The sequence below is a fragment of the Escherichia sp. WS3063 genome, from assembly GCF_046486595.1.
In the GTDB taxonomy this organism is placed as follows: Bacteria; Pseudomonadota; Gammaproteobacteria; order Enterobacterales; family Enterobacteriaceae; genus Escherichia; species Escherichia coli.
In genome coordinates this window covers 18,976-44,349 of sequence record NZ_JBJQKY010000001.1, presented here as the reverse complement: position 1 = coordinate 44,349, position 25,374 = coordinate 18,976, and the positions used below count along the sequence as shown (strand labels likewise).

General features: G+C 49.4%; 30 protein-coding genes. 14 read left to right on the top strand and 16 right to left on the bottom strand.

Annotated elements, in window-relative coordinates; translation table 11 throughout:
- Complete coding sequence (gene yoaE, locus ACJHYW_RS00235; RefSeq protein WP_000394983.1) at positions 1-1,557, bottom strand: CNNM family cation transport protein YoaE; 1,557 nt, start codon at positions 1,555-1,557, stop codon at positions 1-3.
- Positions 1,545-1,703, bottom strand: a complete 159-nt coding sequence (locus tag ACJHYW_RS00230; protein ID WP_001327808.1) for a protein YoaL — start codon at positions 1,701-1,703, stop codon at positions 1,545-1,547. The genes yoaE and ACJHYW_RS00230 overlap by 13 nt, the downstream gene beginning before the upstream one ends.
- A 316-nt stretch (positions 1,704-2,019) precedes the next feature.
- Between ACJHYW_RS00230 and manX the strand changes: the two genes are divergently transcribed.
- From manX to mntP, 6 genes are all read left to right on the top strand, one after another.
- Positions 2,020-2,991 carry a PTS mannose transporter subunit IIAB gene (manX, locus tag ACJHYW_RS00225; RefSeq protein WP_000150543.1) on the top strand — a complete coding sequence of 324 codons (972 nt, stop codon included), beginning with the start codon at positions 2,020-2,022 and terminating at the stop codon, positions 2,989-2,991.
- A 62-nt stretch (positions 2,992-3,053) separates the two neighbouring features.
- The gene (gene manY, locus ACJHYW_RS00220) at positions 3,054-3,854 is read left to right on the top strand and encodes a PTS mannose transporter subunit IIC (protein ID WP_000406926.1); all 801 of its coding nucleotides are present in this window, start codon (positions 3,054-3,056) and stop codon (positions 3,852-3,854) included.
- 12 nt (positions 3,855-3,866) lie between these two features.
- On the top strand, positions 3,867-4,718 hold the full coding sequence (gene manZ / locus ACJHYW_RS00215; RefSeq protein ID WP_000228655.1) for a PTS mannose transporter subunit IID: 852 nt from the start codon (positions 3,867-3,869) through the stop codon (positions 4,716-4,718).
- Between the two features lie 54 nt (positions 4,719-4,772).
- Complete coding sequence (locus tag ACJHYW_RS00210; protein ID WP_000156267.1) at positions 4,773-5,231, top strand: DUF986 family protein; 459 nt, start codon at positions 4,773-4,775, stop codon at positions 5,229-5,231.
- A gap of 310 nt (positions 5,232-5,541) precedes the next feature.
- On the top strand, positions 5,542-5,664 hold the full coding sequence (locus ACJHYW_RS00205; RefSeq protein WP_000547919.1) for a hypothetical protein: 123 nt from the start codon (positions 5,542-5,544) through the stop codon (positions 5,662-5,664).
- The gene (gene mntP, locus ACJHYW_RS00200; protein WP_001296134.1) at positions 5,661-6,227 is read left to right on the top strand and encodes a manganese efflux pump MntP; all 567 of its coding nucleotides are present in this window, start codon (positions 5,661-5,663) and stop codon (positions 6,225-6,227) included. The genes ACJHYW_RS00205 and mntP overlap by 4 nt, the downstream gene beginning before the upstream one ends.
- Here mntP and rlmA read toward each other — a convergent pair.
- The 5 genes from rlmA to mgrB form a co-directional block, all read right to left on the bottom strand.
- Positions 6,224-7,033, bottom strand: coding sequence for a 23S rRNA (guanine(745)-N(1))-methyltransferase (gene rlmA / locus ACJHYW_RS00195; protein WP_000010122.1), 810 nt, complete (start codon positions 7,031-7,033; stop codon positions 6,224-6,226). The genes mntP and rlmA overlap by 4 nt on opposite strands.
- A 165-nt stretch (positions 7,034-7,198) precedes the next feature.
- Positions 7,199-7,408, bottom strand: a complete 210-nt coding sequence (gene cspE / locus ACJHYW_RS00190) for a transcription antiterminator/RNA stability regulator CspE (protein WP_001062678.1) — start codon at positions 7,406-7,408, stop codon at positions 7,199-7,201.
- A gap of 12 nt (positions 7,409-7,420) precedes the next feature.
- Complete coding sequence (locus ACJHYW_RS00185) at positions 7,421-7,564, bottom strand: DUF2627 domain-containing protein (protein ID WP_001295496.1); 144 nt, start codon at positions 7,562-7,564, stop codon at positions 7,421-7,423.
- Positions 7,565-8,233: 669 nt separating this feature from the next.
- Positions 8,234-8,521 carry a YebO family protein gene (locus ACJHYW_RS00180; RefSeq protein WP_001006850.1) on the bottom strand — a complete coding sequence of 96 codons (288 nt, stop codon included), beginning with the start codon at positions 8,519-8,521 and terminating at the stop codon, positions 8,234-8,236.
- A 74-nt stretch (positions 8,522-8,595) separates the two neighbouring features.
- Complete coding sequence (gene mgrB, locus ACJHYW_RS00175; protein WP_000714550.1) at positions 8,596-8,739, bottom strand: PhoP/PhoQ regulator MgrB; 144 nt, start codon at positions 8,737-8,739, stop codon at positions 8,596-8,598.
- A 158-nt stretch (positions 8,740-8,897) separates the two neighbouring features.
- Here mgrB and ACJHYW_RS00170 point away from each other — a divergent pair, with 158 nt between their 5' ends.
- Positions 8,898-9,137: a YobH family protein gene (locus ACJHYW_RS00170; protein WP_001211011.1), complete on the top strand. Its 240-nt coding sequence runs from the start codon at positions 8,898-8,900 to the stop codon at positions 9,135-9,137.
- A 143-nt stretch (positions 9,138-9,280) separates the two neighbouring features.
- Here ACJHYW_RS00170 and kdgR read toward each other — a convergent pair whose 3' ends face one another.
- On the bottom strand, positions 9,281-10,072 hold the full coding sequence (kdgR, locus tag ACJHYW_RS00165) for a DNA-binding transcriptional regulator KdgR (protein WP_001262188.1): 792 nt from the start codon (positions 10,070-10,072) through the stop codon (positions 9,281-9,283).
- Positions 10,073-10,248: 176 nt separating this feature from the next.
- Here kdgR and ACJHYW_RS00160 point away from each other — a divergent pair, with 176 nt between their 5' ends.
- On the top strand, positions 10,249-11,622 hold the full coding sequence (locus tag ACJHYW_RS00160) for an MFS transporter (protein WP_001328842.1): 1,374 nt from the start codon (positions 10,249-10,251) through the stop codon (positions 11,620-11,622).
- A 45-nt stretch (positions 11,623-11,667) separates the two neighbouring features.
- Here the strand turns inward: ACJHYW_RS00160 and htpX are convergent, their stop codons facing one another.
- The 4 genes from htpX to msrC all read right to left on the bottom strand — a co-directional run bounded on the left by htpX (position 11,668) and on the right by msrC (position 16,101).
- Entirely contained in the window at positions 11,668-12,549 is an 882-nt protein-coding gene (gene htpX / locus ACJHYW_RS00155) for a protease HtpX (protein ID WP_000984517.1), read from the bottom strand.
- Positions 12,550-12,740: 191 nt separating this feature from the next.
- A complete protein-coding gene (prc, locus tag ACJHYW_RS00150) occupies positions 12,741-14,789 on the bottom strand; it encodes a carboxy terminal-processing peptidase (RefSeq protein ID WP_001055782.1) in 2,049 nt (682 codons plus the stop codon).
- Between the two features lie 19 nt (positions 14,790-14,808).
- Entirely contained in the window at positions 14,809-15,507 is a 699-nt protein-coding gene (proQ, locus tag ACJHYW_RS00145; RefSeq protein ID WP_022645796.1) for an RNA chaperone ProQ, read from the bottom strand.
- Between the two features lie 96 nt (positions 15,508-15,603).
- Positions 15,604-16,101 (bottom strand): L-methionine (R)-S-oxide reductase, encoded by a 498-nt coding sequence (msrC, locus tag ACJHYW_RS00140; RefSeq protein ID WP_024181821.1) that lies wholly within the window; start codon positions 16,099-16,101, stop codon positions 15,604-15,606.
- A gap of 129 nt (positions 16,102-16,230) precedes the next feature.
- Here msrC and yebS point away from each other — a divergent pair, with 129 nt between their 5' ends.
- From yebS to ACJHYW_RS00115, 5 genes are all read left to right on the top strand, one after another.
- On the top strand, positions 16,231-17,514 hold the full coding sequence (gene yebS / locus ACJHYW_RS00135) for a membrane integrity lipid transport subunit YebS (protein WP_001361420.1): 1,284 nt from the start codon (positions 16,231-16,233) through the stop codon (positions 17,512-17,514).
- Positions 17,483-20,116: a lipid-binding membrane homeostasis protein YebT gene (yebT, locus tag ACJHYW_RS00130; protein WP_061092668.1), complete on the top strand. Its 2,634-nt coding sequence runs from the start codon at positions 17,483-17,485 to the stop codon at positions 20,114-20,116. The genes yebS and yebT overlap by 32 nt, the downstream gene beginning before the upstream one ends.
- Before the next feature lie 79 nt (positions 20,117-20,195).
- The gene (gene rsmF / locus ACJHYW_RS00125; protein ID WP_024179479.1) at positions 20,196-21,635 is read left to right on the top strand and encodes a 16S rRNA (cytosine(1407)-C(5))-methyltransferase RsmF; all 1,440 of its coding nucleotides are present in this window, start codon (positions 20,196-20,198) and stop codon (positions 21,633-21,635) included.
- A gap of 117 nt (positions 21,636-21,752) precedes the next feature.
- Complete coding sequence (locus tag ACJHYW_RS00120) at positions 21,753-21,989, top strand: YebV family protein (protein ID WP_001295499.1); 237 nt, start codon at positions 21,753-21,755, stop codon at positions 21,987-21,989.
- A 104-nt stretch (positions 21,990-22,093) separates the two neighbouring features.
- Positions 22,094-22,285, top strand: a complete 192-nt coding sequence (locus ACJHYW_RS00115) for a YebW family protein (protein ID WP_001296140.1) — start codon at positions 22,094-22,096, stop codon at positions 22,283-22,285.
- Here ACJHYW_RS00115 and pphA read toward each other — a convergent pair whose 3' ends face one another.
- From pphA to yobA, 4 genes are all read right to left on the bottom strand, one after another.
- Positions 22,286-22,942: a protein-serine/threonine phosphatase gene (pphA, locus tag ACJHYW_RS00110; RefSeq protein ID WP_000812752.1), complete on the bottom strand. Its 657-nt coding sequence runs from the start codon at positions 22,940-22,942 to the stop codon at positions 22,286-22,288. It abuts the gene before it with no gap.
- A 395-nt stretch (positions 22,943-23,337) separates the two neighbouring features.
- The gene (locus ACJHYW_RS00105) at positions 23,338-23,679 is read right to left on the bottom strand and encodes a YebY family protein (protein WP_000976484.1); all 342 of its coding nucleotides are present in this window, start codon (positions 23,677-23,679) and stop codon (positions 23,338-23,340) included.
- Between the two features lie 12 nt (positions 23,680-23,691).
- Entirely contained in the window at positions 23,692-24,564 is an 873-nt protein-coding gene (copD, locus tag ACJHYW_RS00100; protein WP_000879323.1) for a copper homeostasis membrane protein CopD, read from the bottom strand.
- A gap of 3 nt (positions 24,565-24,567) precedes the next feature.
- Positions 24,568-24,942 (bottom strand): CopC domain-containing protein YobA, encoded by a 375-nt coding sequence (yobA, locus tag ACJHYW_RS00095; protein WP_000168737.1) that lies wholly within the window; start codon positions 24,940-24,942, stop codon positions 24,568-24,570.
- Positions 24,943-25,080: 138 nt separating this feature from the next.
- Between yobA and holE the strand changes: the two genes are divergently transcribed.
- Positions 25,081-25,311, top strand: a complete 231-nt coding sequence (gene holE, locus ACJHYW_RS00090) for a DNA polymerase III subunit theta (RefSeq protein WP_000916763.1) — start codon at positions 25,081-25,083, stop codon at positions 25,309-25,311.
- Positions 25,312-25,374 lie beyond the last annotated feature (63 nt).

Below are 25,374 nucleotides of genomic sequence, written 5' to 3'. Positions count from 1 at the left end.
TTACTCATCTTCATCGTGCGCCGGTTGCTCTTTAACAATGCGAACCAGATCAACACGATAATCATTGGCTTCAATGATGGTGATATGCAGTGGCCCTACATCAATCACATCGCCCACACGGGGAATGTGACCATTTGCCGAGATCACGAGGCCCGCGACCGTCGCGATATCATCGTCATCGGCAAGGTGCTCAACATCAAGCGCCTGCTGCAAGGCATGCAAATCTGTACCGCCTTTTACCAGCCAGCCGTCACCGTCGGTAATGATTTCCGGCGTTTCGTCAGCGTCCGGGAATTCACCCGCAATGGCTTCCAGCACATCCAGCGGCGTGACCAGACCTTGTACCACACCAAACTCGTTGGTCACGATAACAAAGCTCCCGCGAGCACGACGCAGTACGCCCAGCAGGTTGATCGGATCGAGGGTTTCCGGGACGATAATCGCCGGAGACGCCGAAGCAATCGCCGCCACATCAACGCCCTCTTCCAGCGCCACCAGCAGTTCTTTAGCACGTACGATACCGATGATTTCATCCAGTTCACCGCGACATACCGGGAACAGACTGTGCGGTGAAGAGAGCAGTTGCTCGCGGATTTCATCGACCCCGAGATTAGCGTCAACCCAGCTTATTTCACCGCGCGGCGTCATGATCCCGCGCAGAGAACGCGACGCCAGCGTCAGTACGCCGTTAATCATGTAACGTTCTTCTTCGGCAAATGCACCTTCCGGGATCGGCATCGGCATCGGGTTATCGGCATCGTGCTGGACATTGGCCTGACGTTTCCCGCCCATCAAACGCAGGATGGCATCGGCAGTACGCGCTCGCAGCGGCAAAGTCGACTGGTGACGAATAAAGTTGCGACGCGCAATTTGGTTAAACACTTCGATGATGATCGAGAAGCCAATCGCGGCATACAGGTAACCTTTCGGAATGTGGAAACCGAAACCTTCTGCCACCAGACTCAGACCTATCATTAACAGGAAGCTCAGACAGAGCACCACCACCGTGGGATGCTGGTTAACAAATCGCGTCAGCGGTTTCGATGCCAGCAGCATAACCGCCATCGCAATCACTACCGCCGCCATCATCACTGGCAGATGGTTAACCATCCCTACTGCCGTAATTACCGCATCCAACGAGAAGACGGCGTCAAGGATGACGATCTGTGTGACGACCACCCAGAAACTGGCGTAGCCTTTACCGTGGCCGGAATCATGATCGCGGTTTTCCAGCCGTTCATGCAGTTCGGTTGTTGCTTTGAACAGCAAGAATATCCCCCCGAACAACATAATCAGGTCGCGTCCGGAGAAGGAGAAATCCATGACGGTAAATAGCGGTTTGGTCAGCGTGACCATCCATGAAATCAGCGACAGCAGCCCCAGACGCATAATCAGCGCCAGTGATAATCCCAGCAAACGCGCTTTATCGCGTTGTTTTGGCGGCAGTTTGTCAGCAAGAATGGCGATGAAGACCAGGTTATCGATACCCAGCACAATCTCCAGAACAACAAGCGTGAGTAGCCCCGCCCAAATTGAGGGGTCCATTAAGAATTCCATGACAAGCTCCTGCTTAAGGAATAGCTATTCGACGCCAGAAATAATGCAGGCGTAACGACAAAATGCAAACGAAAGGTGCGGCATAAAGTGCCAGAAAGGCAGGCGTTAAAAGGCCTGATGCTGAAATGACGTCGGTGACGATCCATACTGCGGGCTACTGCCCTATACTCCATGGTTGTTAAACAGGAGTTAAACATATCAGAGACACATCTGATTTGGCAAAGATTTACCTTCCTTTGCAAACGAATGTGACAAGGATATTTTACCTTTCGAAATTTCTGCTAATCGAAAGTTAAATTACGGATCTTCATCACATAAAATAATTTTTTCGATATCTAAAATAAATCGCGAAACGCAGGGGTTTTTGGTTGTAGCCCTTATCTGAATCGATTCGATTGTGGACGACGATTCAAAAATACATCTGGCACGTTGAGGTGTTAACGATAATAAAGGAGGTAGCAAGTGACCATTGCTATTGTTATAGGCACACATGGTTGGGCTGCAGAGCAGTTGCTTAAAACCGCAGAAATGCTGTTAGGCGAGCAGGAAAACGTCGGCTGGATCGATTTCGTTCCAGGTGAAAATGCCGAAACGCTGATTGAAAAGTACAACGCTCAGTTGGCAAAACTCGACACCACTAAAGGCGTGCTGTTTCTCGTTGATACATGGGGAGGCAGCCCATTCAATGCTGCCAGCCGCATTGTCGTCGACAAAGAGCATTATGAAGTCATTGCAGGCGTTAACATTCCAATGCTCGTGGAAACGTTAATGGCCCGTGATGATGACCCAAGCTTTGATGAACTGGTTGCGCTGGCAGTAGAAACAGGCCGTGAAGGCGTGAAAGCTCTGAAAGCCAAACCGGTTGAAAAAGCCGCGCCAGCACCCGCTGCCGCAGCACCAAAAGCGGCTCCAACTCCGGCAAAACCAATGGGACCAAACGACTACATGGTTATTGGCCTTGCGCGTATCGACGACCGTCTGATTCACGGTCAGGTCGCCACCCGCTGGACCAAAGAAACCAATGTCTCCCGTATTATTGTTGTTAGTGATGAAGTGGCTGCGGATACCGTTCGTAAGACACTGCTCACCCAGGTTGCACCTCCGGGCGTAACAGCACACGTAGTTGATGTTGCCAAAATGATTCGCGTCTACAACAACCCGAAATATGCTGGCGAACGCGTAATGCTGTTATTTACCAACCCAACAGATGTAGAGCGTCTCGTTGAAGGCGGCGTGAAAATCACCTCTGTTAACGTCGGTGGTATGGCATTCCGTCAGGGTAAAACCCAGGTGAATAACGCGGTTTCGGTTGATGAAAAAGATATCGAGGCGTTCAAGAAACTGAATGCGCGCGGTATTGAGCTGGAAGTCCGTAAGGTTTCCACCGATCCGAAACTGAAAATGATGGATCTGATCAGCAAAATCGATAAGTAACGTATTGTGTTGATTATCACTCAGTTTTCACACTTAAGTCTTACGTAAACAGGAGAAGTACAATGGAGATTACCACTCTTCAAATTGTGCTGGTATTTATCGTAGCCTGTATCGCAGGTATGGGATCAATCCTCGATGAATTTCAGTTTCACCGTCCGCTAATCGCGTGTACCCTGGTGGGTATCGTTCTTGGCGATATGAAAACCGGTATTATTATCGGTGGTACGCTGGAAATGATCGCGCTGGGCTGGATGAACATCGGTGCTGCAGTTGCGCCTGACGCCGCTCTGGCTTCCATCATTTCTACTATTCTGGTTATCGCAGGTCATCAGAGCATTGGTGCAGGTATCGCACTGGCAATCCCTCTGGCCGCTGCGGGTCAGGTACTGACCATCATCGTTCGTACTATTACCGTTGCTTTCCAGCACGCTGCGGATAAGGCTGCTGATAACGGCAACCTGACAGCGATTTCCTGGATCCACGTTTCTTCTCTGTTCCTGCAAGCAATGCGTGTGGCTATTCCGGCCGTCATCGTTGCGCTGTCTGTTGGTACCAGCGAAGTCCAGAACATGCTGAATGCGATTCCGGAAGTGGTGACCAATGGTCTGAATATCGCCGGTGGCATGATCGTGGTGGTTGGTTATGCAATGGTTATCAACATGATGCGTGCTGGCTACCTGATGCCGTTCTTCTACCTCGGCTTCGTAACCGCAGCATTCACCAACTTTAACCTGGTTGCTCTGGGTGTGATTGGTACTGTTATGGCAGTGCTCTACATCCAACTTAGCCCGAAATACAACCGCGTAGCCGGTGCGCCTGCTCAGGCAGCTGGTAACAACGATCTCGATAACGAACTGGACTAACAGGTGAGCGAAATGGTTGATACAACTCAAACTACCACCGAGAAAAAACTCACTCAAAGTGATATTCGTGGCGTCTTCCTGCGTTCTAACCTCTTCCAGGGTTCATGGAACTTCGAACGTATGCAGGCACTGGGTTTCTGCTTCTCTATGGTACCGGCAATTCGTCGACTCTACCCTGAGAACAACGAAGCTCGTAAACAAGCTATTCGCCGTCACCTGGAGTTCTTTAACACCCAGCCGTTCGTGGCTGCGCCGATTCTCGGCGTAACCCTGGCGCTGGAAGAACAGCGTGCTAATGGCGCAGAGATCGATGACGGTGCTATCAACGGTATCAAAGTCGGTTTGATGGGGCCGCTGGCTGGCGTAGGCGACCCGATCTTCTGGGGAACCGTACGTCCGGTATTTGCAGCGCTGGGTGCCGGTATCGCAATGAGCGGCAGCCTGTTAGGTCCACTGCTGTTCTTCATCTTGTTTAACCTGGTGCGTCTGGCAACCCGTTACTACGGCGTAGCGTATGGTTACTCCAAAGGTATCGATATCGTTAAAGATATGGGTGGTGGTTTCCTGCAAAAACTGACGGAAGGGGCGTCTATCCTCGGCCTGTTTGTCATGGGGGCATTAGTTAACAAGTGGACGCATGTCAACATCCCGCTGGTTGTCTCTCGCATTACTGACCAGACGGGCAAAGAACACGTTACCACTGTCCAGACTATTCTGGACCAGTTAATGCCAGGCCTGGTACCACTGCTGCTGACCTTTGCTTGTATGTGGCTACTGCGCAAAAAAGTTAACCCGCTGTGGATCATCGTTGGCTTCTTCGTCATCGGTATCGCTGGTTACGCTTGCGGCCTGCTGGGACTGTAAGACTGATGTACACTACCGGGGCCTTTTGGCCCCGTTTTTTTATCTGGAGGATTAATGACAATCACGGACCTGGTACTGATTCTTTTCATCGCCGCACTCCTTGCCTTCGCGATCTACGATCAGTTCATCATGCCCCGCCGTAACGGCCCCACTCTGCTGGCAATTCCTTTGCTCCGGCGTGGTCGCATCGATAGCGTTGTCTTCGTCGGATTGATTGTCATTCTTATCTATAACAACGTCACGAATCATGGCGCGCTAATAACAACATGGTTATTAAGTGCACTGGCTCTGATGGGTTTTTATATATTCTGGATCCGCGTTCCGAAGATCATCTTTAAACAAAAAGGTTTTTTCTTCGCCAATGTCTGGATTGAATATAGCCGAATCAAAGCGATGAACTTGTCGGAAGATGGCGTGTTGGTGATGCAATTAGAACAGCGTCGGCTGTTAATCCGCGTTCGAAATATCGACGATCTGGAAAAAATTTATAAGCTTCTCGTTTCAACTCAATAGGTTATGAATTTAGCCAAAGCTATGTTTAGTGTATTTTTAATAATCAGACATAGCTTAGGCTATATTACCTCTTCCCTTATTTGTTATTTATTTTAACGTTTCATTGATATATAAATCTAAATGAAAATCGTTATCAATAAAGTGATGAAATAATATATTCCAACAGTTGTTTTATATTCTCAAAATATGTTAAGGTTGCGCCCTCATTTGGGGAGTAGCCGATTTCCAGATACCGGAAATGTACGTGTCAACATACTCGTTGCAAAACGTGGCACGTACGGACTGAACACTTTCAGTCAGGCGAGACCATATGCACATCAATCGCTATGCCTGCATGAACGCGAAAACCCATCGCGGCTTGTTGTTCATGTATGCATGTTTGCTGGGGGCGATGATGTGTTTTATGGATACCCCGGTCAGGACGTTGTCATGAATATCACTGCTACTGTTCTTCTTGCGTTTGGTATGTCGATGGATGCATTTGCTGCATCAATCGGTAAAGGTGCCACCCTCCATAAACCGAAATTTTCTGAAGCATTGCGAACCGGCCTTATTTTTGGTGCCGTCGAAACCCTGACACCGCTGATCGGCTGGGGAATGGGCATGTTAGCCAGCCGGTTTGTCCTTGAATGGAATCACTGGATTGCGTTTGTGCTGCTGATATTCCTCGGCGGGCGAATGATTATTGAGGGTTTTCGTGGCGCAGATGATGAAGATGAAGAGCCGCGCCGTCGGCACGGTTTCTGGCTACTGGTAACCACCGCGATTGCCACCAGCCTGGATGCCATGGCTGTGGGTGTTGGTCTTGCTTTCCTTCAGGTCAACATTATCGCGACCGCATTGGCCATTGGTTGTGCAACCTTGATTATGTCGACTTTAGGGATGATGGTTGGTCGCTTTATCGGCTCAATTATTGGGAAAAAAGCGGAAATTCTCGGCGGGCTGGTGCTGATCGGCATCGGCGTCCAGATCCTCTGGACGCACTTCCACGGTTAATAAGAACGCTGCCAGAGGTGAATATTAAAGTCCGTCTGGCAGTCGAACACTTCTTTTGCTGCCAGTGTTTGCCAGACTTCTGGCTTCGCACGCCAGGCAAACGGCGTCATCTGCAATAATGCGACGGCTTCATCACCGCGAAGACGCATCGGATAACACAACTCATCACTCTGCTGTAATGTAAAACCTTCCAGTTGTTCTGCATGTGGTGCATGAAGATGTACTTCATTGTAAATCAGCCCCTTCAGCTCCATCAAATGTCGCGGTCCCGGCGTGGCAGTAATGACCCAACCGCCAGGCTTCACTACTCGCGCTAATTCTTCCGCTTTACACGGCGCGTAAATACGTATTATGGCGTCCATACTGGTATCGGAAAACGGCAAACGGTGGCTGGAAGCAACACAAAAAGTGACCTGCGGATAGCGTTTCGCCGCCGCTTTTATCGCTACCTTCGAGACATCCAGGCCAAACGTGGTGATTTCGGGCAGCGCATCAGCAAATGCGTGTGTGTAATACCCTTCACCACAGCCAATATCCAGCACCGCCGTGGCCTTTTCATCAAGCCGTTCCCGCAGTTGGGCGACAATTGCATCACGCAGCGGCTGATAATGTCCGGCATCTAAGAATGCGCGGCGTGCTTGCATCATTTCCGCGCTGTCGCCCGGATCACGAGACCGTTTATGCTGAACGGGCAGCAGATTGACATACCCTTCTTTCGCCATATCAAACTGATGTCGCTGGGGACAGATATAGCTGTTTTTTTCACGCGAAAGAGGCTGATGGCAAAGTGGACAGGAAAACGACATGACAACTCCGGCAGGATACTAAAGGCCGCAAGTGTAACGCGAATCACGCGGCGGGCAAATATCCGAACGCCAGGAGCGAAGATAAAGCAAAGTAAAAAGCCTCGCATTCGGCGAGGCTTTATAGCGAGATTGAAGCGTATTCACACTTCAGATCAGTGGATTCGATCAGATAGCTGTTACGTTAACAGCTGCCGGACCTTTCTGGCCGTCCTGAATTTCGAACTCAACGTTCTGACCTTCAGCCAGAGTTTTGAAGCCATTACCCTGGATAGCGGAGAAGTGTACGAACACGTCTTTGCTGCCATCAGCCGGAGTAATGAAGCCAAAACCTTTAGACTCGTTGAACCACTTAACCTGACCTTTAATCTTTGCCATTTGAAAAATTCCTTAGATTGTTTTCTTCGCCCGCAGGCATAACATAGATAAAACTGACACATTACTGCATGAGGCACCAATATAAGGCTCGGCAGAGAAGCGGTATTCAACGTCAACGTGTTTACTCAGGACTTCTTTACTGAAAATGCCACACATAAACAGAACTGTACCTCGTTTAACCCGAAATCTGTTATCACATACAACGTTAATTATGGCAAGCCATTTTTAAACATGTCTCGATCAGACGCACAAATCTCGATACGTCTTCCACTTTTTTTGCACACTTATGCAACGGAATACGCGTCGATATATCATTGTGCTTAACCTTGCCAGTTCAGGCAGATACTTAAACTGACGTATTTTCTAACATAGTTCAATAAGTTCAGTTGTTCCATGCCAATGGGAGAAGTTATTACATAGTGCGTGCAATATCACATTTTCTGCTATGCAATGAATAAAAAGTTATATCACTTTTTCTCATAAAACAGTCAGTTAACAGCCACCAATTACCCCAAAGAGAAGTCAATCCCCAATGATATTGTAAATTTAAAATAAGAAAAATTGATGAATGCGCAAAAAAATCAAGAGAGAAACGTTTCGCTAATAAATAATATCACGCTTAATCACAAATCCGATGTAAACATCCTAATAAATTAATGGGCTAAATATCTTTTTCTGATATCCCGTTACGCAAATAAATAATATGATGATTATTTGAAGTCAGACCAGAGTTTTAATTTGAAGCAGTTGCACCATGACAGTGCGTATAATCAGGATGAATTGAGTAACCCTTCAACGACGGGGTTACTCAAGATTGAGGAAGGATTATCGTTCGGCGACCAGACGAATAATATCTTCGTCTTCAACCGATTTTTGACTCTCAACGGTCTTTTTATCTGCTTTCTCAGGTTCGTTTGCTTCGCACAGACGACGTAACAGAGCATTTTGACGTTTTTGCTGATCCAGCAACGCCTCAAGCAGTTCAATCTGTTCGTTAGTCCGTGAACTGGCACGATTGATAAAAAACCACAAGATAAGCCCGATAAAAAGAACCACCACCGATACAACCAAAAACGCAATGTTCATCACGCCTGAATTTACAACTTCGTTCATTTCACCACCTCTGAGTAGAGGCGCTATTCTACCACTGCTGGAGAGGAAGAAAATCTAGTGCTGAAAAAATGATATCACCACGGGATAAACTGGTTAATGGCACAAATTCCGCTGAAAAATTGTACATCCTGATCGCACATCATGTTGAATACCTGCGCCCAAAGCAGCAAGCAAGCCAACACCACGACAACCAGAACGACCCATCGAAACTTTTTCACTCCAATCTCCGTTTCACCTACCTTATGTCATTAAACTAGCATGTGTTAGTTAAACAGCGCCTAACTATGTCGATATTCGTGCTTTTTCAGAATGAGTCGCTTGCTTCAGCGCATATTGCCGCTACGATTAAGCGAACATAAAAAGAGAAGAGGTTGTAATGCGATTCATCATTCGCACAGTTATGCTGATAGCACTGGTATGGATAGGATTATTACTCAGCGGATATGGCGTTTTGATTGGAAGCAAAGAGAATGCCGCGGGATTAGGTTTGCAATGTACCTATCTGACCGCCAGAGGCACCAGCACGGTACAATACCTGCACACTAAAAGTGGTTTTCTGGGGATAACAGATTGCCCGTTGTTACGTAAAAGCAATATTGTGGTCGATAATGGTTAAGGGTAATAAATAACCAGATTCTCACTCATGAGTAAAATATTCTTATCGCAAGTGCGTTTAATATAACGCCACCTTCAACTTTATTTTTCTCATGCTAAATAAAGAACCTGTCTGTTTGATATTCAGACAGGTTCTTACTCTCATCAGAACGGATAGTCGTGATAACCCATTTGGGCAGAAATTTTGCGCGCCGCGGTATGCAACATTGCGACATATTCCTGTAAACGCTCTTCAGAGAAACGTAACGTCGGGAAGGAGATGCTCAAACCGGCAATGACCACGCCAAAGCGATCAAATACCGGAACCGCAATGCATCGCAGCCCTTCTTCCTGCTCTTCATTATCTTCGCCATACCCCTGCTCGCGCACCTGGTCCAGAACGGGTAATAACGCTTCTGTACTGGTGATGGTCCGCTCGGTACTGCGTTTATACTCCACGCCCTCAAGAATTTGCATCACTTCATCGCGATCGCGCCATGCCAGCAGTACCTTACCAATCGCGGTGCTGTACAGCGGATTACGACGCCCAATCCGTGAATACATGCGCAAATTGTACATTGAGTCAATTTTGTGGATGTAAACAATACTGTCTTCGTCCAGTGCGCCGAGGTGGATAGTTTCTTTGGTCAGGCGGGAGATCTCACGCATCTGGATATCTGCGCTACGAATTAAATCGACGTTTTGCAACGCGCGAGCGCCCAGTTCAAACAATTTCAGGGTCAGCGAATATTTCTCCGACTCCCCTTCCTGCGCCACATAACCTAAGGTTTTCATGGTCTGTAAAAAGCGATAAACGGTGCTTTTTGACATCATGACGCGCTGCGACAACTCGGTTATCCCTATTTCGCGCTCTTCACCCAGCGCCTGCAAAATGCCAAAAACTTTTAGCACGGAAGATACAGAATCAGGCTGTTTATCCAGATCTGCGTTAGCCATTTATCACCTCATTGCGAGTGTTTTATAAAAATCAGAACTGTTTTTTATTATAATTTCGCACCTGGGTGGTCGCAATCCATCTTTTGCCGGTTAGTTACAATTCTGCGACATCCACCGTGAATATCAGTGCTAGAATCATACCCCTGTTGATTATTCACCAAAGATATAAAATTCCTATGCCAAAAGTTCAGGCCGACGGCCTGCCATTGCCCCAGCGATACGGTGCGATATTAACCATTGTGATTGGTATTTCGATGGCTGTCCTTGACGGCGCAATCGCCAACGTCGCCCTGCCAACAATCGCCACGGACCTTCATGCCACGCCAGCCAGTTCCATCTGGGTAGTGAACGCCTATCAAATCGCCATTGTCATCTCCCTGCTCTCATTTTCGTTTCTGGGCGATATGTTTGGCTATCGACGTATTTATAAATGCGGTCTGGTCGTTTTTCTGTTGTCTTCACTGTTCTGCGCCCTTTCTGATTCGCTGCAAATGCTCACCCTTGCGCGTGTCATACAAGGTTTCGGCGGTGCAGCGTTGATGAGCGTTAATACCGCACTTATCCGCCTGATCTATCCACAACGTTTTCTGGGTAGAGGGATGGGCATAAACTCGTTTATTGTTGCCGTCTCTTCTGCTGCCGGGCCGACAATTGCTGCAGCAATCCTCTCCATCGCATCCTGGAAATGGTTATTTTTAATCAACGTACCGTTGGGTATTATCGCCCTGCTTCTGGCGATGCGTTTTCTGCCACCCAATGGTTCTCGCGCCAGTAAACCCCGTTTCGACCTGCCCAGCGCCGTGATGAACGCGTTAACCTTCGGCCTGCTTATTACTGCATTGAGTGGTTTCGCTCAGGGGCAATCGCTGACATTGATTGGTGCGGAACTGGTGGTAATGGTTGTCGTTGGTATTTTCTTTATTCGCCGCCAGCTTTCTCTTCCCGTACCGCTGCTACCGGTGGATTTACTGCGTATCCCGCTGTTTTCACTTTCTATTTGCACATCTGTTTGCTCTTTCTGCGCACAAATGCTGGCAATGGTTTCCCTTCCCTTTTACCTGCAAACCGTGCTCGGGCGTAGTGAAGTCGAAACAGGTTTACTTCTGACACCGTGGCCGTTAGCAACGATGGTGATGGCTCCACTGGCAGGCTATTTGATTGAACGCGTACATGCAGGATTGCTGGGTGCTTTAGGGTTATTCATCATGGCTGCGGGGCTTTTTTCCCTGGTTCTGCTGCCAGCGTCACCTGCGGATATCAATATTATCTGGCCGATGATCTTATGTGGCGCTGGATTTGGCTTATTCCAGTCACCCAATAACCACACCATTATAACCTCCGCTCCGCGCGAACGTAGCGGTGGGGCCAGTGGCATGTTAGGGACGGCTCGTCTATTGGGTCAGAGTAGTGGCGCGGCGCTGGTGGCGCTGATGCTAAATCAGTTTGGTGATAATGGTACGCACGTCTCGCTGATGGCTGCGGCTATTCTGGCAGTGATTGCTGCCTGTGTCAGTGGTTTACGTATCACTCAGCCACGAGCCAGGGCATAAAAAAAGCGCGTCGTTCAGGACGCGCTTTTTAGTATTTACTTCATATTACTTCAGGTATTCACCCGTACGCAGAGCTTCAATACGTTTATCCAGCGGCGGGTGAGTCATGAACAACTCACTGAGCGATTTCGACTTACCGTTAATACAGAAAGCCATCATGCTGGTTGCTTCTTGCGGTTCATAGCTGGTTTTCAGGCGCTGCAGCGCGGCAATCATTTTCTCGCGACCAACCAGTTTTGCCGAACCGGCATCAGCATGGAATTCACGATGACGCGAGAACCACATGGTGATAATGCTCGCCAGAATACCAAACACCAGTTCCAGAACCGTTGCAACCGCAAAGTAGATCAGCGGGTTGCCGTTGCTCTCTTCACCTTCATCACGATTTCCGCCCATAAAACCCGCGGCAAGCTGCGCCAGAATACGGGAAATAAAGATAACGAAGGTGTTCACCACGCCCTGAATCAGCGTCATGGTGACCATATCACCATTGGCGATGTGGCTGATTTCGTGAGCAATTACCGCCTCGGCTTCATCCGGGCTCATGTTCTGCAGCAAACCGGTGCTGACAGCAACCAGAGAGGCATCACGGCGCGCACCGGTTGCAAAAGCATTGATGTCCGGCGCATGGTAGATAGCCACTTGCGGCATAGCGATCCCCGCCTGACGAGCCTGGGTTGCTACAGTATTGACCAGCCAACGTTCCCTTTCGTTACGCGGTTGCTCGATCACTTCCCCGCCAACAGATCGTAATGCCATCCATTTGGACATCAGAAGCGAAACGAAGGAACCACCAAAACCGAACAGCAAGGCCATGATCATCAGCCCCTGAACGCTGCTCGACTGTATCCCTGTCAGGCTCAGTACCAGCCCGAAAACGACCATTACGGCCAGGTTCGTTAGCAGGAAGAGCGCGATTCGCATCATAATTTTCTTTTTACCTCAGTTTAACAAAACGCAATATGCGATACCCACATCGTATGGGTTACGCGACTATTTTCAAGTCTGGATAGTGCGTAAGTCACCAGAAAGACACAACTTTACATTTTGTAGCATCTGATTTACGGCATCTTGCCGCTGTTAAAAAATCAGGCACAATTTCTTGTGCCTGATTGATGTTACTTGACGGGAGCGGGTTGTTCCGCGGGTCTGGCTTTTTCAAGCTTCGCCAGATCGAGTGCGATATTCACCGTCTCATCCAGATAAGGATCTGGCTCCTGGTAATCTTTCGGTAGATCATCCAGTTTCTTCAACTCCGGTTTACCTTCGCGTTTAAAGCGTTCGTTCAAACGCGCCAGACGCGTCGCATCATCTTCATTATTCTCTTTCTCACGCACAGCGTAATTCAGAGAAACGATATTGCGCTTGTCCTTCATAGCGTTGAAGCGTGCGATATCCTTCATGATGTTCTGGAACTCAGGATCTTTCGCGATACGCGCATTATGTTCCTTCAGCAGCTCCGGTTCAAAGGCCGTTAAATCTCCTGATTTCACATAAGTCGCGGCATCAATGCTATCCCACGGCAGCGCGTTATCTTCGAATTTCTCACCCGTTTCCGTTTCTTCATTACCCGTCGGCATGATGATGTCTGGCGTTACGCCTTTACGTTGCGTACTGCCGCCGTTAACGCGATAGAATTTCTGGATCGTGTACTGCACAGATCCCAGCGCTGGCCATTCAGGACGTAACATCTGATCGTAGATACGGTTCAATGAACGGTATTGCTGAACGGTGCCTTTACCAAACGTCGGTTCACCCACAACCAGCGCACGACCGTAATCCTGCATTGCCGCGGCAAAGATTTCTGAAGCCGAAGCACTGAAACGGTCAACCAGTACCACCAGCGGGCCTTTATAGAAGACCTGTCCGTCGGTATCGCTGTCTTCACGAACCTTGCCGTTGTTATCGCGGACCTGAACAATCGGGCCGGATGGAATGAACAGACCGGAGAGCGATACGGCTTCAGTCAACGCCCCACCACCATTGCTACGCAGGTCGATAATCACACTGCTGACATTCTGTTTTTCCAGTTTCTGCAGTTGTACTTTGACATCATCTGTCAAACCCACATAGAAGCCCGGAATATCGAGCACGCCGACTTTCTCTTTACCGACGGTCTTCACCGACATTTTAACCGCGCGGTCTTCGAGACGAATACGTTCACGGGTCAACGTTACAGTACGGGTCTTGGTCCCTTTACCAGCAGGTAAAATTTCCAGACGAACTTTACTGCCCTTCGGCCCTTTAATTAAGGCAACCACATCATCAAGACGCCAGCCAATCACGTCAACCATCGGCTTGCCTGTTTGACCAACACCGACAATTTTGTCACCAACGCTGATAGCTTTACTCTTCGCTGCCGGGCCACCTGCCACCATCGAATTGATAACGGTGTAGTCATCATCCATTTGCAGCACTGCGCCAATACCTTCCAGCGACAAACTCATTTCAGTGTTGAACTGTTCGGTATTTCGCGGGGAAAGATAGTTGGTATGCGGGTCGATTTCACGCGCAAACGCCGTCATTGCCAGCGAGAAAACATCTTCGCTGTTGGTTTGCGCCAGACGACGAATGGCAAATTTGTAGCGGCGAGTCAGGGTTTCACGAATTTCTTTATCCGTTTTTCCTGCCAGCTTCAAGCTTAACTCGTCGAATTTGACTTTACTGTCCCACAGCGCGTTCAACTCAGCCTCGTTTTTCGGCCAGGGCGCTTTGCTGCGGTCAAGGTTATAAGTGTCGTTGCCGGTGAAATCCATCGGCTTTTCCAGTACCGACAAAGCGTACTGGTAACGTTCAAAACGACGCTTTTGCGCCAGATTGTAGAGATCGTAGAAAACGTCGAGTTTGCCTGAACGCAGTTCATCGCCTAACTCGGTTTTCTTTTTCGCGAACTGTTCAACATCGCTTGCCAACAGCACGTTGTGGCTGTAATCGAGCAGATTCAGGTAGCGGTCAAAGATTTTGGCCGAAAATGCCTGATCGAGGTCGAACTGGCGATAATGAGAACGGGTGAAGCGCGACGTTACGCGCTCACTTACCGTCGCATGCTGCGTCTCTTCCTTTAATACCGGAATTTGATCAGCACGCGTGATATCTTCTACAGCGAAGGTCTGGCCTGCTATTGCAAGCAGGCCAGCTAACGCGGTAAGCCTAAAAAACATGTTCATGCCTGGCCCGGCCTCCGTTTCAGAACACCAGGTGTTCTGCGCGCACAATCAAAGACATACCCGAATTCAGCTGGACGCGGACGCCGTCTTTGGTGATTTCTAATACGGTGGCATCCATCGCGTTTTGACCCGCTTTCACCTTCAGGGCTTGTCCGACAGTCAGAGCTGAAATGTCAGAAACCGGGGTGTGCTGTTCTTCGCGAGGTGCTTTTACTGTTTTTGGCGCTTTCTCTACCGGCTTTTGCGAACGAGGTTTACGTTCAGCGCCTTCTTTGCGGCGTGGCGAGGTCGGACGTGGCTTGCGTTCGCGGCGCGGTGCGTCTTCTTTCTCACCAGCAGCTGCGGCAGCTTCGCGTTTTTTCGCTTGCTGTTCAGCACGCTGTGCCTGAACACGCGCTTTCGCTTCTTCAAGCTGCTTGCGAGCATGCTCGACATGTTGCTCGTCCAGCTCACCGCATGGGTTGCCGTCAAGATCGACACGTGTTGCGCCGGGTTTAACACCGTAAAGATAACGCCAGCTCGAAGTGTAGAGACGTAAAGCGGATCGCAATTGCGTTTTGCTCAGGTTCATTTCCCCGGCAACACGATCGACCAAATCCTGAAAAATACCGATTTTCAGCGGACGCGCTTCACCTTCCGCACTGAAACAGTGGGGAAAACGTTCGGCCAGAAACGCGATTACTTCTTTACTGCTATTCAACTTAGGTTGATTTTCCATGAAATTTCCTGATTACAACGGACGTAGCCAACAAGCGCAGGCATGAACAGGCGTCATTATAATGACGCTATCAGTAAATGCTACGTTATCCGTTGATTATCCTGCGACGCTCGCAAAGAATTTTTTGTAATCCGTCGTTGCAAGCACTTTTTCAAGCTGTGCCACAAGCTGACGTAAGCCTTGCTCGTCCTCGTCTGTAAAGCGACCGAAGACGGTACTATCGATGTCGAGAACACCAATAATCTGATTTTTCACCACCAGTGGCAGAACAATTTCAGAATTACTCGCCGCATCACAGGCAATATGCCCGTCAAACGCGTGAACATCCTCGATACGCTGCACTTGATTGCGGGCAACCGCAGTGCCGCATACGCCGCGCCCAACGGGTATCCGGACACAGGCAATTTTGCCCTGAAATGGTCCGAGCACCAGTGTATCGTCGTCAAGCAAATAAAAACCTGCCCAGTTTACGTCAGTGAGACGCTCATATAACAACGCACTGGTGTTCGCAAGCGTTGCCAGAAAACTGGTTTCTCCCGCCATCAGCGCGTTAAAGTCGCGATTTAAATCCGCGTAAAATTCTGCTTTGTTCATTATATAATCACTTGGTTGTCTTACCTGGAACTGCCAGCCTATTAAAATAAGCATTAAATGCGTTAATGCTCAAGATCATTCCCATCATGGGTTAAGATTAATGTTAATTCTTATTACATTTGGCACGTCATGGCTCTTAACACACCACAAATTACGCCGACAAAGAAGATAACAGTGAGGGCTATCGGCGAGGAACTGCCGCGTGGTGATTACCAACGTTGCCCGCAATGTGACATGCTGTTTAGCCTGCCCGAGATAAATTCTCATCAAAGTGCCTATTGTCCGCGCTGTCAGGCAAAAATTCGTGACGGGCGCGACTGGTCGCTAACGCGCCTGGCGGCAATGGCGTTCGCTATGCTGTTGTTGATGCCGTTTGCCTGGGGCGAACCGCTGTTGCATATTTGGCTGTTAGGCATTCGTATTGACGCCAACGTTATGCAAGGCATCTGGCAAATGACCAAACAGGGCGATGCGATAACGGGGTCGATGGTCTTTTTCTGCGTTATCGGTGCCCCCCTCATTCTGGTGACCTCCATAGCTTATTTATGGTTTGGTAACCGACTGGGAATGAATTTACGTCCGGTACTGCTGATGCTTGAACGACTTAAAGAGTGGGTAATGCTGGATATCTACCTGGTCGGCATTGGCGTTGCTTCTATAAAGGTACAGGATTATGCCCATATCCAGGCGGGTGTCGGCTTGTTCTCTTTTGTGGCGTTGGTGATTTTAACGACGGTGACGTTGTCACATCTTAATGTCGAAGAACTGTGGGAGCGATTTTATCCGCAGCGCCCCGCTACGCGAAGGGACGAGAAACTCCGTGTCTGTCTTGGGTGTCATTTTACCGGCTATCCTGATCAGCGTGGTCGCTGCCCGCGTTGCCATATCCCGCTACGCCTGCGTCGCCGTCATAGTCTGCAAAAATGCTGGGCGGCGCTGTTAGCGTCAATCGTTTTGTTGTTACCTGCCAACCTGTTGCCTATCTCTATCATTTATCTGAATGGTGGTCGGCAGGAAGATACGATTCTTTCCGGAATTATGTCGCTGGCAAGTAGCAACATTGCGGTTGCGGGAATCGTGTTTATCGCCAGTATTCTGGTACCGTTTACTAAAGTGATCGTCATGTTCACTTTACTGTTGAGTATTCATTTTAAATGCCAGCAAGGTTTACGCACACGCATTCTGTTACTGCGGATGGTGACCTGGATTGGTCGCTGGTCGATGCTCGACCTGTTTGTCATATCTTTAACCATGTCGCTGATTAATCGCGATCAGATCCTCGCTTTTACTATGGGACCGGCTGCGTTTTATTTCGGCGCAGCGGTAATTTTGACTATTCTTGCTGTGGAATGGCTGGACAGCCGCTTACTTTGGGATGCACATGAGTCAGGAAACGCCCGCTTCGACGACTGAAGCGCAGATTAAAAATAAACGCCGTATCTCACCTTTCTGGCTGCTGCCGTTCATCGCGCTAATGATTGCTGGTTGGCTGATTTGGGACAGTTATCAGGACCGGGGTAATACTGTCACCATCGACTTTATGTCGGCGGATGGTATTGTTCCAGGCCGTACGCCTGTTCGTTATCAGGGCGTTGAAGTTGGAACAGTGCAGGATATCAGCCTCAGCGACGATCTTCGTAAGATTGAAGTCAAGGTCAGCATCAAGTCCGATATGAAAGATGCGCTGCGCGAAGAGACACAGTTCTGGTTGGTGACGCCAAAGGCCTCGTTGGCAGGTGTCTCCGGGCTGGACGCCCTCGTCGGTGGTAATTATATCGGCATGATGCCGGGTAAAGGTAAAGAGCAGGATCACTTTGTCGCACTCGACACCCAACCGAAATATCGGCTGGACAATGGCGATCTGATGATCCACCTGCAAGCCCCCGATCTCGGTTCACTGAGCAGTGGTTCATTGGTCTATTTCCGCAAGATCCCGGTGGGTAAAGTCTACGACTATGCCATCAATCCCAACAAGCAAGGCGTGGTGATTGATGTCCTGATCGAGCGGCGTTTTACCGATCTGGTGAAAAAAGGTAGCCGTTTCTGGAACGTTTCCGGCGTTGATGCCAACGTCAGTATCAGTGGCGCGAAGGTGAAACTGGAAAGTCTGGCGGCACTGGTTAACGGTGCGATTGCCTTCGATTCACCTGAAGAGTCGAAACCTGCCGAGGCGGAAGATACCTTTGGTCTGTATGAAGACCTGGCCCATAGCCAGCGTGGCGTAATAATCAAACTGGAACTGCCGAGTGGGGCCGGATTAACCGCCGACTCGACGCCGTTAATGTATCAGGGGCTGGAAGTCGGACAGCTGACTAAACTGGATTTAAATCCTGGTGGTAAAGTCACTGGGGAAATGACCGTTGATCCCAGCGTCGTCACCCTGCTTCGTGAAAATACCCGCATCGAATTACGCAACCCGAAATTATCCCTTAGCGATGCCAATCTCAGCGCCCTGCTGACCGGAAAAACCTTTGAGTTGGTGCCCGGCGATGGTGAGCCACGCAAAGAGTTCGTTGTTGTGCCAGGTGAAAAAGCACTGCTGCATGAACCTGATGTTCTGACGCTGACCCTGACAGCACCAGAAAGTTACGGTATTGATGCTGGTCAGCCGCTCATTCTTCACGGCGTGCAGGTAGGCCAGGTTATCGATCGTAAACTCACCAGCAAAGGCGTCACTTTTACCGTCGCCATCGAGCCTCAGCATCGCGAACTGGTAAAAGGCGATAGCAAATTTGTCGTCAACAGCCGTGTCGACGTGAAGGTGGGGCTGGATGGCGTTGAGTTTCTCGGTGCCAGCGCCTCAGAATGGATCAATGGCGGAATACGTATTCTGCCGGGCGATAAAGGCGAGATGAAAGCCAGCTATCCACTGTATGCCAATCTGGAAAAAGCGCTGGAGAACAGCCTTAGCGATTTACCCACCACAACCGTGAGTTTGAGTGCAGAGACGCTGCCGGATGTGCAGGCAGGATCGGTAGTGCTGTACCGTAAATTTGAAGTTGGTGAAGTTATTACTGTGCGTCCGCGAGCTAACGCGTTTGATATCGATCTGCATATTAAGCCGGAGTATCGTAACCTTCTGACCAGCAACAGCGTGTTCTGGGCAGAAGGTGGGGCGAAAGTTCAGCTGAATGGTAGTGGTCTGACTGTACAGGCATCCCCGCTCTCCAGAGCATTAAAGGGGGCTATTAGCTTCGATAACCTCAGCGGTGCCAGCGCCAGTCAGCGTAAAGGCGACAAGCGTATTCTGTATGCTTCCGAAACAGCGGCCCGTGCGGTTGGCGGGCAAATTACGCTTCACGCTTTCGATGCCGGAAAACTGGCGGTCGGGATGCCAATTCGCTATCTCGGTATTGATATCGGGCAAATCCAGACGCTGGATCTGATTACCGCGCGCAATGAAGTACAGGCAAAGGCGGTACTTTACCCGGAATATGTCCAGACCTTTGCTCGCGGTGGTACGCGCTTCTCAGTGGTCACACCGCAAATTTCGGCAGCTGGCGTTGAGCATCTTGATACTATCCTCCAGCCGTATATCAACGTCGAACCAGGCCGGGGCAATCCTCGGCGCGACTTTGAATTACAAGAGGCTACCATTACTGATTCACGTTACCTTGATGGCTTAAGCATTATTGTTGAAGCGCCGGAAGCCGGTTCGTTAGGCATCGGTACGCCTGTGCTGTTCCGTGGTCTGGAAGTAGGTACGGTTACCGGAATGACGCTGGGGACATTGTCTGATCGCGTGATGATTGCGATGCGCATCAGTAAACGCTATCAACACCTGGTGCGCAACAATTCCGTCTTCTGGTTGGCATCAGGTTACAGTCTGGACTTTGGTCTGACGGGCGGCGTAGTGAAAACCGGCACCTTTAACCAATTTATCCGTGGCGGCATCGCCTTCGCCACGCCTCCGGGTACGCCACTGGCACCGAAAGCCCAGGAAGGCAAGCACTTCCTGTTGCAGGAAAGTGAACCGAAAGAGTGGCGTGAATGGGGAACTGCGCTTCCCAAATAATGCCCACTGCTCCGGCGTGTCTGCGCCGGAGCGTTTATGCTAAACTGCGCGCCTGTTTTTTTGCCAGTGGTATATGCTCGTGGCCCAACACACCGTTTATTTCCCGGACGCCTTTCTGACACAAATGCGCGAAGCTATGCCTTCGACGCTCTCTTTTGATGATTTTCTTGCCGCCTGTCAGCGCCCGTTGCGCCGCAGCATTCGCGTTAATACGCTGAAAATCTCCGTTGCTGATTTCCTGCAATTAACCGCTCCTTATGGCTGGACGCTTACGCCAATTCCGTGGTGTGAAGAAGGTTTCTGGATTGAACGCGACGATGAAGATGCATTGCCATTGGGTAGTACCGCCGAGCATTTAAGCGGCCTGTTTTATATTCAGGAAGCCAGTTCAATGTTGCCCGTTGCCGCCTTGTTTGCTGACGGTAATGCACCACAGCGGGTGATGGATGTCGCTGCCGCGCCCGGCTCCAAAACGACGCAAATTGCCGCGCGGATGAATAACGAAGGGGCGATCCTTGCCAATGAGTTTTCCGCCAGTCGGGTAAAAGTGTTACATGCCAATATCAGCCGCTGTGGCATCAGTAATGTTGCGCTCACACATTTTGATGGCCGCGTGTTTGGTGCGGCATTGCCAGAAATGTTCGATGCCATTTTGCTGGACGCTCCCTGCTCCGGCGAAGGCGTGGTGCGTAAAGATCCCGATGCGCTAAAAAACTGGTCACCAGAAAGCAATCAGGAAATCGCAGCGACCCAACGGGAACTGATCGACAGCGCCTTTCATGCATTACGCCCTGGCGGTACGCTGGTTTACTCGACCTGTACCTTAAACAGGGAAGAAAACGAAGCCGTTTGCCTGTGGCTGAAAGAGACTTACCCCGACGCAGTAGAGTTTTTACCGCTTGGCGATCTCTTCCCTGGTGCAAATAAGGCGCTGACCGAAGAAGGCTTTTTGCATGTTTTCCCACAAATTTACGACTGCGAAGGCTTCTTCGTTGCTCGTCTGCGTAAAACTCAGGCGATCCCCGTCTTACCCGCCCCAAAATACAAAGTGGGCAATTTCCCGTTTAGCCCGGTGAAAGATCGCGAAGCCGGTCAAATTCGTCAGGCGGCTGCAGGTGTTGGCTTAAACTGGGATGGAAACCTGCGACTCTGGCAACGCGACAAAGAACTGTGGTTGTTCCCGGTAGGCATTGAAGCCCTGATCGGTAAAGTCCGATTTTCTCGGTTGGGGATTAAACTTGCCGAAACGCATAACAAAGGTTATCGCTGGCAGCATGAAGCGGTTATTGCCCTTGCCTCCCCCGACAATGTGAACGCTTTTGAACTGACACCGCAGGAAGCGGAAGAGTGGTATCGCGGGCGCGATGTTTACCCGCAAGCCGCGCCAGTAGCGGATGATGTATTGGTTACTTTCCAGCATCAGCCGATTGGTTTAGCCAAACGAATTGGTTCGCGACTGAAAAACAGCTACCCGCGTGAACTGGTGCGAGACGGGAAACTTTTTACCGGTAACGCCTGACAGCGCACAAAAAAAGCGCACTTTTTGACTGGCACATTCGGCTGCCTCAACTAGGCTGAAAAATGGTGCGATCGGACTGGTCGTACCACAATCGGCAGCTAAATGGAGAGCACGAAGATGAAAACCAGTGTGCGCATAGGCGCTTTTGAAATCGACGACGGCGAATTACACGGCGAATCGCCGGGTGATCGAACGTTAACCATTCCTTGTAAATCAGACCCCGATTTATGTATGCAACTGGATGCCTGGGATGCTGAAACCAGTATCCCTGCCCTGCTAAATGGCGAACACTCTGTCCTTTACCGTACCCGTTACGATCAACAATCTGATGCCTGGATTATGCGTCTTGCCTGATCCAAAAAGAACCCGTCGGCATGGCGGGTTATTTGTCCTGGTTATTCCCCCGTTGTAAAATCTCACCTAAACTTAACGGTACGGCACCACACTTCGGGGATGAAATGTTCGCGCTGGTACTTTTTGTTTGCTACCTGGATGGCGGTTGTGAAGATATTGTTGTGGATGTCTACAACACGGAACAGCAGTGTCTTTATTCTATGAGCGATCAACGGATCCGCCATGGCGGTTGTTTTCCGATTGAGGATTTTATAGATGGTTTCTGGCGACCTGCACAGGAATACGGTGATTTTTAATTATTGCAATTGCACAACAGTCAGTTCGCCCCCAAAGACAGCACCGGTATCAATATAATGCAGATTGCCAATATCCACGCGATGGCGCAAAGGTGTATGACCAAACCAGAAATGATCAGCACCTGTAATTCCCTGCCCTTTTTGGCGTTCACCTAATCGCGAGCGGCTCCACAAGACCTGATGCAAATCGACGTCCTTTTGCCATTCATAAACATCATCCGGATAATCGGCATGGGCAATAACATGTTTGCCGGTGCGACTGTGTACTTCAAGAATAAAGGGCAAATACTGACATTTTTCCAGCGCCGTTTTCGCTTGTTTCTGTTGATAATCTGCCAGCGCAATAAACCAGTCGCCGCCATTCATCAACCACAAAGACATCTGCTGGGATGCCAGCGCATCCATCGCCATCTGTTCATGATTGCCTCTTACCGCACGAACCCAATGTTGTTCCAGTAACTGCAGACAACGTAAACTTTGCTGCCCACGATCGATAACGTCTCCCACTGAGATAAGTAAATCTCGCCACGGATCAAAACGACAATGCCATAATTTGCGGCGCAACTGCTCAAGACAACCGTGTATATCGCCTGAAAGCCAGATATGTCGCCATTGATGACCCACAATTCTCTGATAAACGGGCGCAGGCTGTTTCATCAATATTTTCCTCCCGCGCTAAAGATCACATAATCTTAACAAGAATGTTAAAAAACGCTGGACTCAGACAGTAGAGTGTGTGTTATGGTTGACTATAAAGTCAGCGAAGGGAATGCTTCTGGCTTTTAACAGATAAAAAGAGACCGAACACGATTCCTGTATTCGGTCCAGGGAAATGGCTCTTGGGAGAGAGCCGTGCGCTAAAAGTTGGCATTAATGCAGGCTTAGTTGCCTTGCTCTTTAAGAATAGATGACGACGCCAGGTTTTCCAGTTTGCGTGCAAAATGGTCAATAAAAAGCGCGGTGGTCATCAGCTTAAATGTTAAAAACCGCCCGTTCTGGTGAAAGAACTGAGGCGGTTTTTTTATTGGAAATCAAAAGGCTATTTTAGGTAATTAACAGAGTTTTTCAGCTCGTTCTATAAACGGTGCCAGACTCATTTTTTCGCCGGGATTGTTAGGATCATTAATCTGAATCACCGAAATGGGTTGGGCTTTAGTCTTCCCACTGGCAACTTCCTTTTGTGCGATATCGTTTAAAGGATACTGCACGAGGGTACTTGGGTTAATGACATACAAAGCATTACCTGGTCGGCAAGTCAGCATCACCTCTTCGCGATTAAACGCCCATTTGTCTTTACCCACTTCAAAACGGCTGACGGTAATCACCTGCGGTGAAGCCAGCGCCGCTGCAGAACTGGTGAGTAACAGAAACGCCAGAATACTTTTTTTCATCATTTTCGTAATCCATCAAAAAGGTTCGAGAGTCGCAAGCAGGCTGATGATCACCAGCACTACCGCACCTATCGCCCATTCGAGTTTAGTCATCCACACAAACCAGGGTGCCGCACGATCTTCATCCTGCCTCATGCGCGGTACAAGAACATAACGATTAACCAGCGCAATGACCACCATAATCATCACCAGGATGGCTTTGAGCAATAAGAGTTGGCCCCAGTAAGTCGTAAGCGTGGGGGGAAATCCGGTAATCAACAATGCATTAAGCACGCCGCTTGCCAGTACGCCGATCACCGCAAAATGCCCGCACCAGGAAAAACGCATCAGCGCCTGAATAGCCTGGTATCGCCAACGGCCTTTGATGAGTTGCATACACCAGAGCACCGGCAGTAATCCCCCAAACCACGCCGCCGCACAAATCAGGTGAATCGCGTGATTAGTCTGATGGATTTTCGCCGTTACCCCTTCATTCAGCGTCGCATGCCCGACTCCCGCCAGCAGAAAAAATTGCGCGGTAGTGAGCATAAACAGCAAACGTGGCATATTCCGCGGTTGCATAAGGGCGACGATCAACGTTACGAGGGCGAGAACAATTTGCCATAACCAGACGCCACCAAACTGCGTTTGCAAAACAGCCTGCCAAATGTTTGGCGAAAATACATCTGACCATCCCGTTCCCATCAACCCGCCCTGAACGGCGAGCATTGCAGTGGCACTGATCAAACTCCAGACGGCAGCGTGCTGTTGTAAACGCAGAAAACGCTTCGTCAGCAAGCGACGAATCGTTAAGGGGGCCAGCCAGGCACCGTACATTGCGAAGCCAAAGACCAGCATCAGCGAGGTGAAATGGATAAATCGCAGCGCGATCCAGGTAAACGCCAGCATGATTTATTTCACGCTAAAGGTGTAGTGTCCTTTCGTTTTATGCCCGTCCACCGAAACAACATGCCAGTTAACGGTGTAGGTTCCGGGTTTCAGCGAATCGGCCAGTGGAACAATCAGTTGCTTTGGATCCTGCTCATTTCGCTTCGCCGGTAATGTTTTAATATTTTCGTTTTTTGGCCCCGTGATTTTTGCACCACTGAATCCTGTTTCAACGCCTTCCGAGAAGTTTAAAGTGATTGCCTGCGGGGCAGCTGTCAGTTGCGCGTTTGCTGCAGGATACTGATGCATTAAATGCGCATGTGCCCAGACGGAAGGTGTCACCAACGAAGTGGTCAGGATTGCCAGCGCGTAGCGAAGGGAGCGTGCAGTTGAAGCCATATTATCTATTCCTTTTTGTAATAACTTTTTTACAGAGCATAACCTTGTCTAATGTCTGAGTTGAGGAACATCAATTCCGGCTTGCCATCCAGGCTCACTCTTAGTAACTTTTGCCCGCGAATGATGAGGAGATTAAGAATGCTGAAGAATCTGGCTAAACTGGATCAAACAGAAATGGATAAAGTGAATGTCGATTTGGCGGCGGCAGGGGTGGCATTTAAAGAACGCTACAATATGCCGGTGATCGCTGAAGCGGTTGAACGTGAACAGCCTGAACATTTGCGCAGCTGGTTTCGCGAGCGGCTTATCGCCCACCGTTTGGCTTCGGTCAATCTGTCACGTTTACCTTACGAGCCCAAACTTAAATAAAACTTATACATAGTTACACTTTCTTACATAACGCCTGCTAAATTATGAGTATTTTCTAAACCG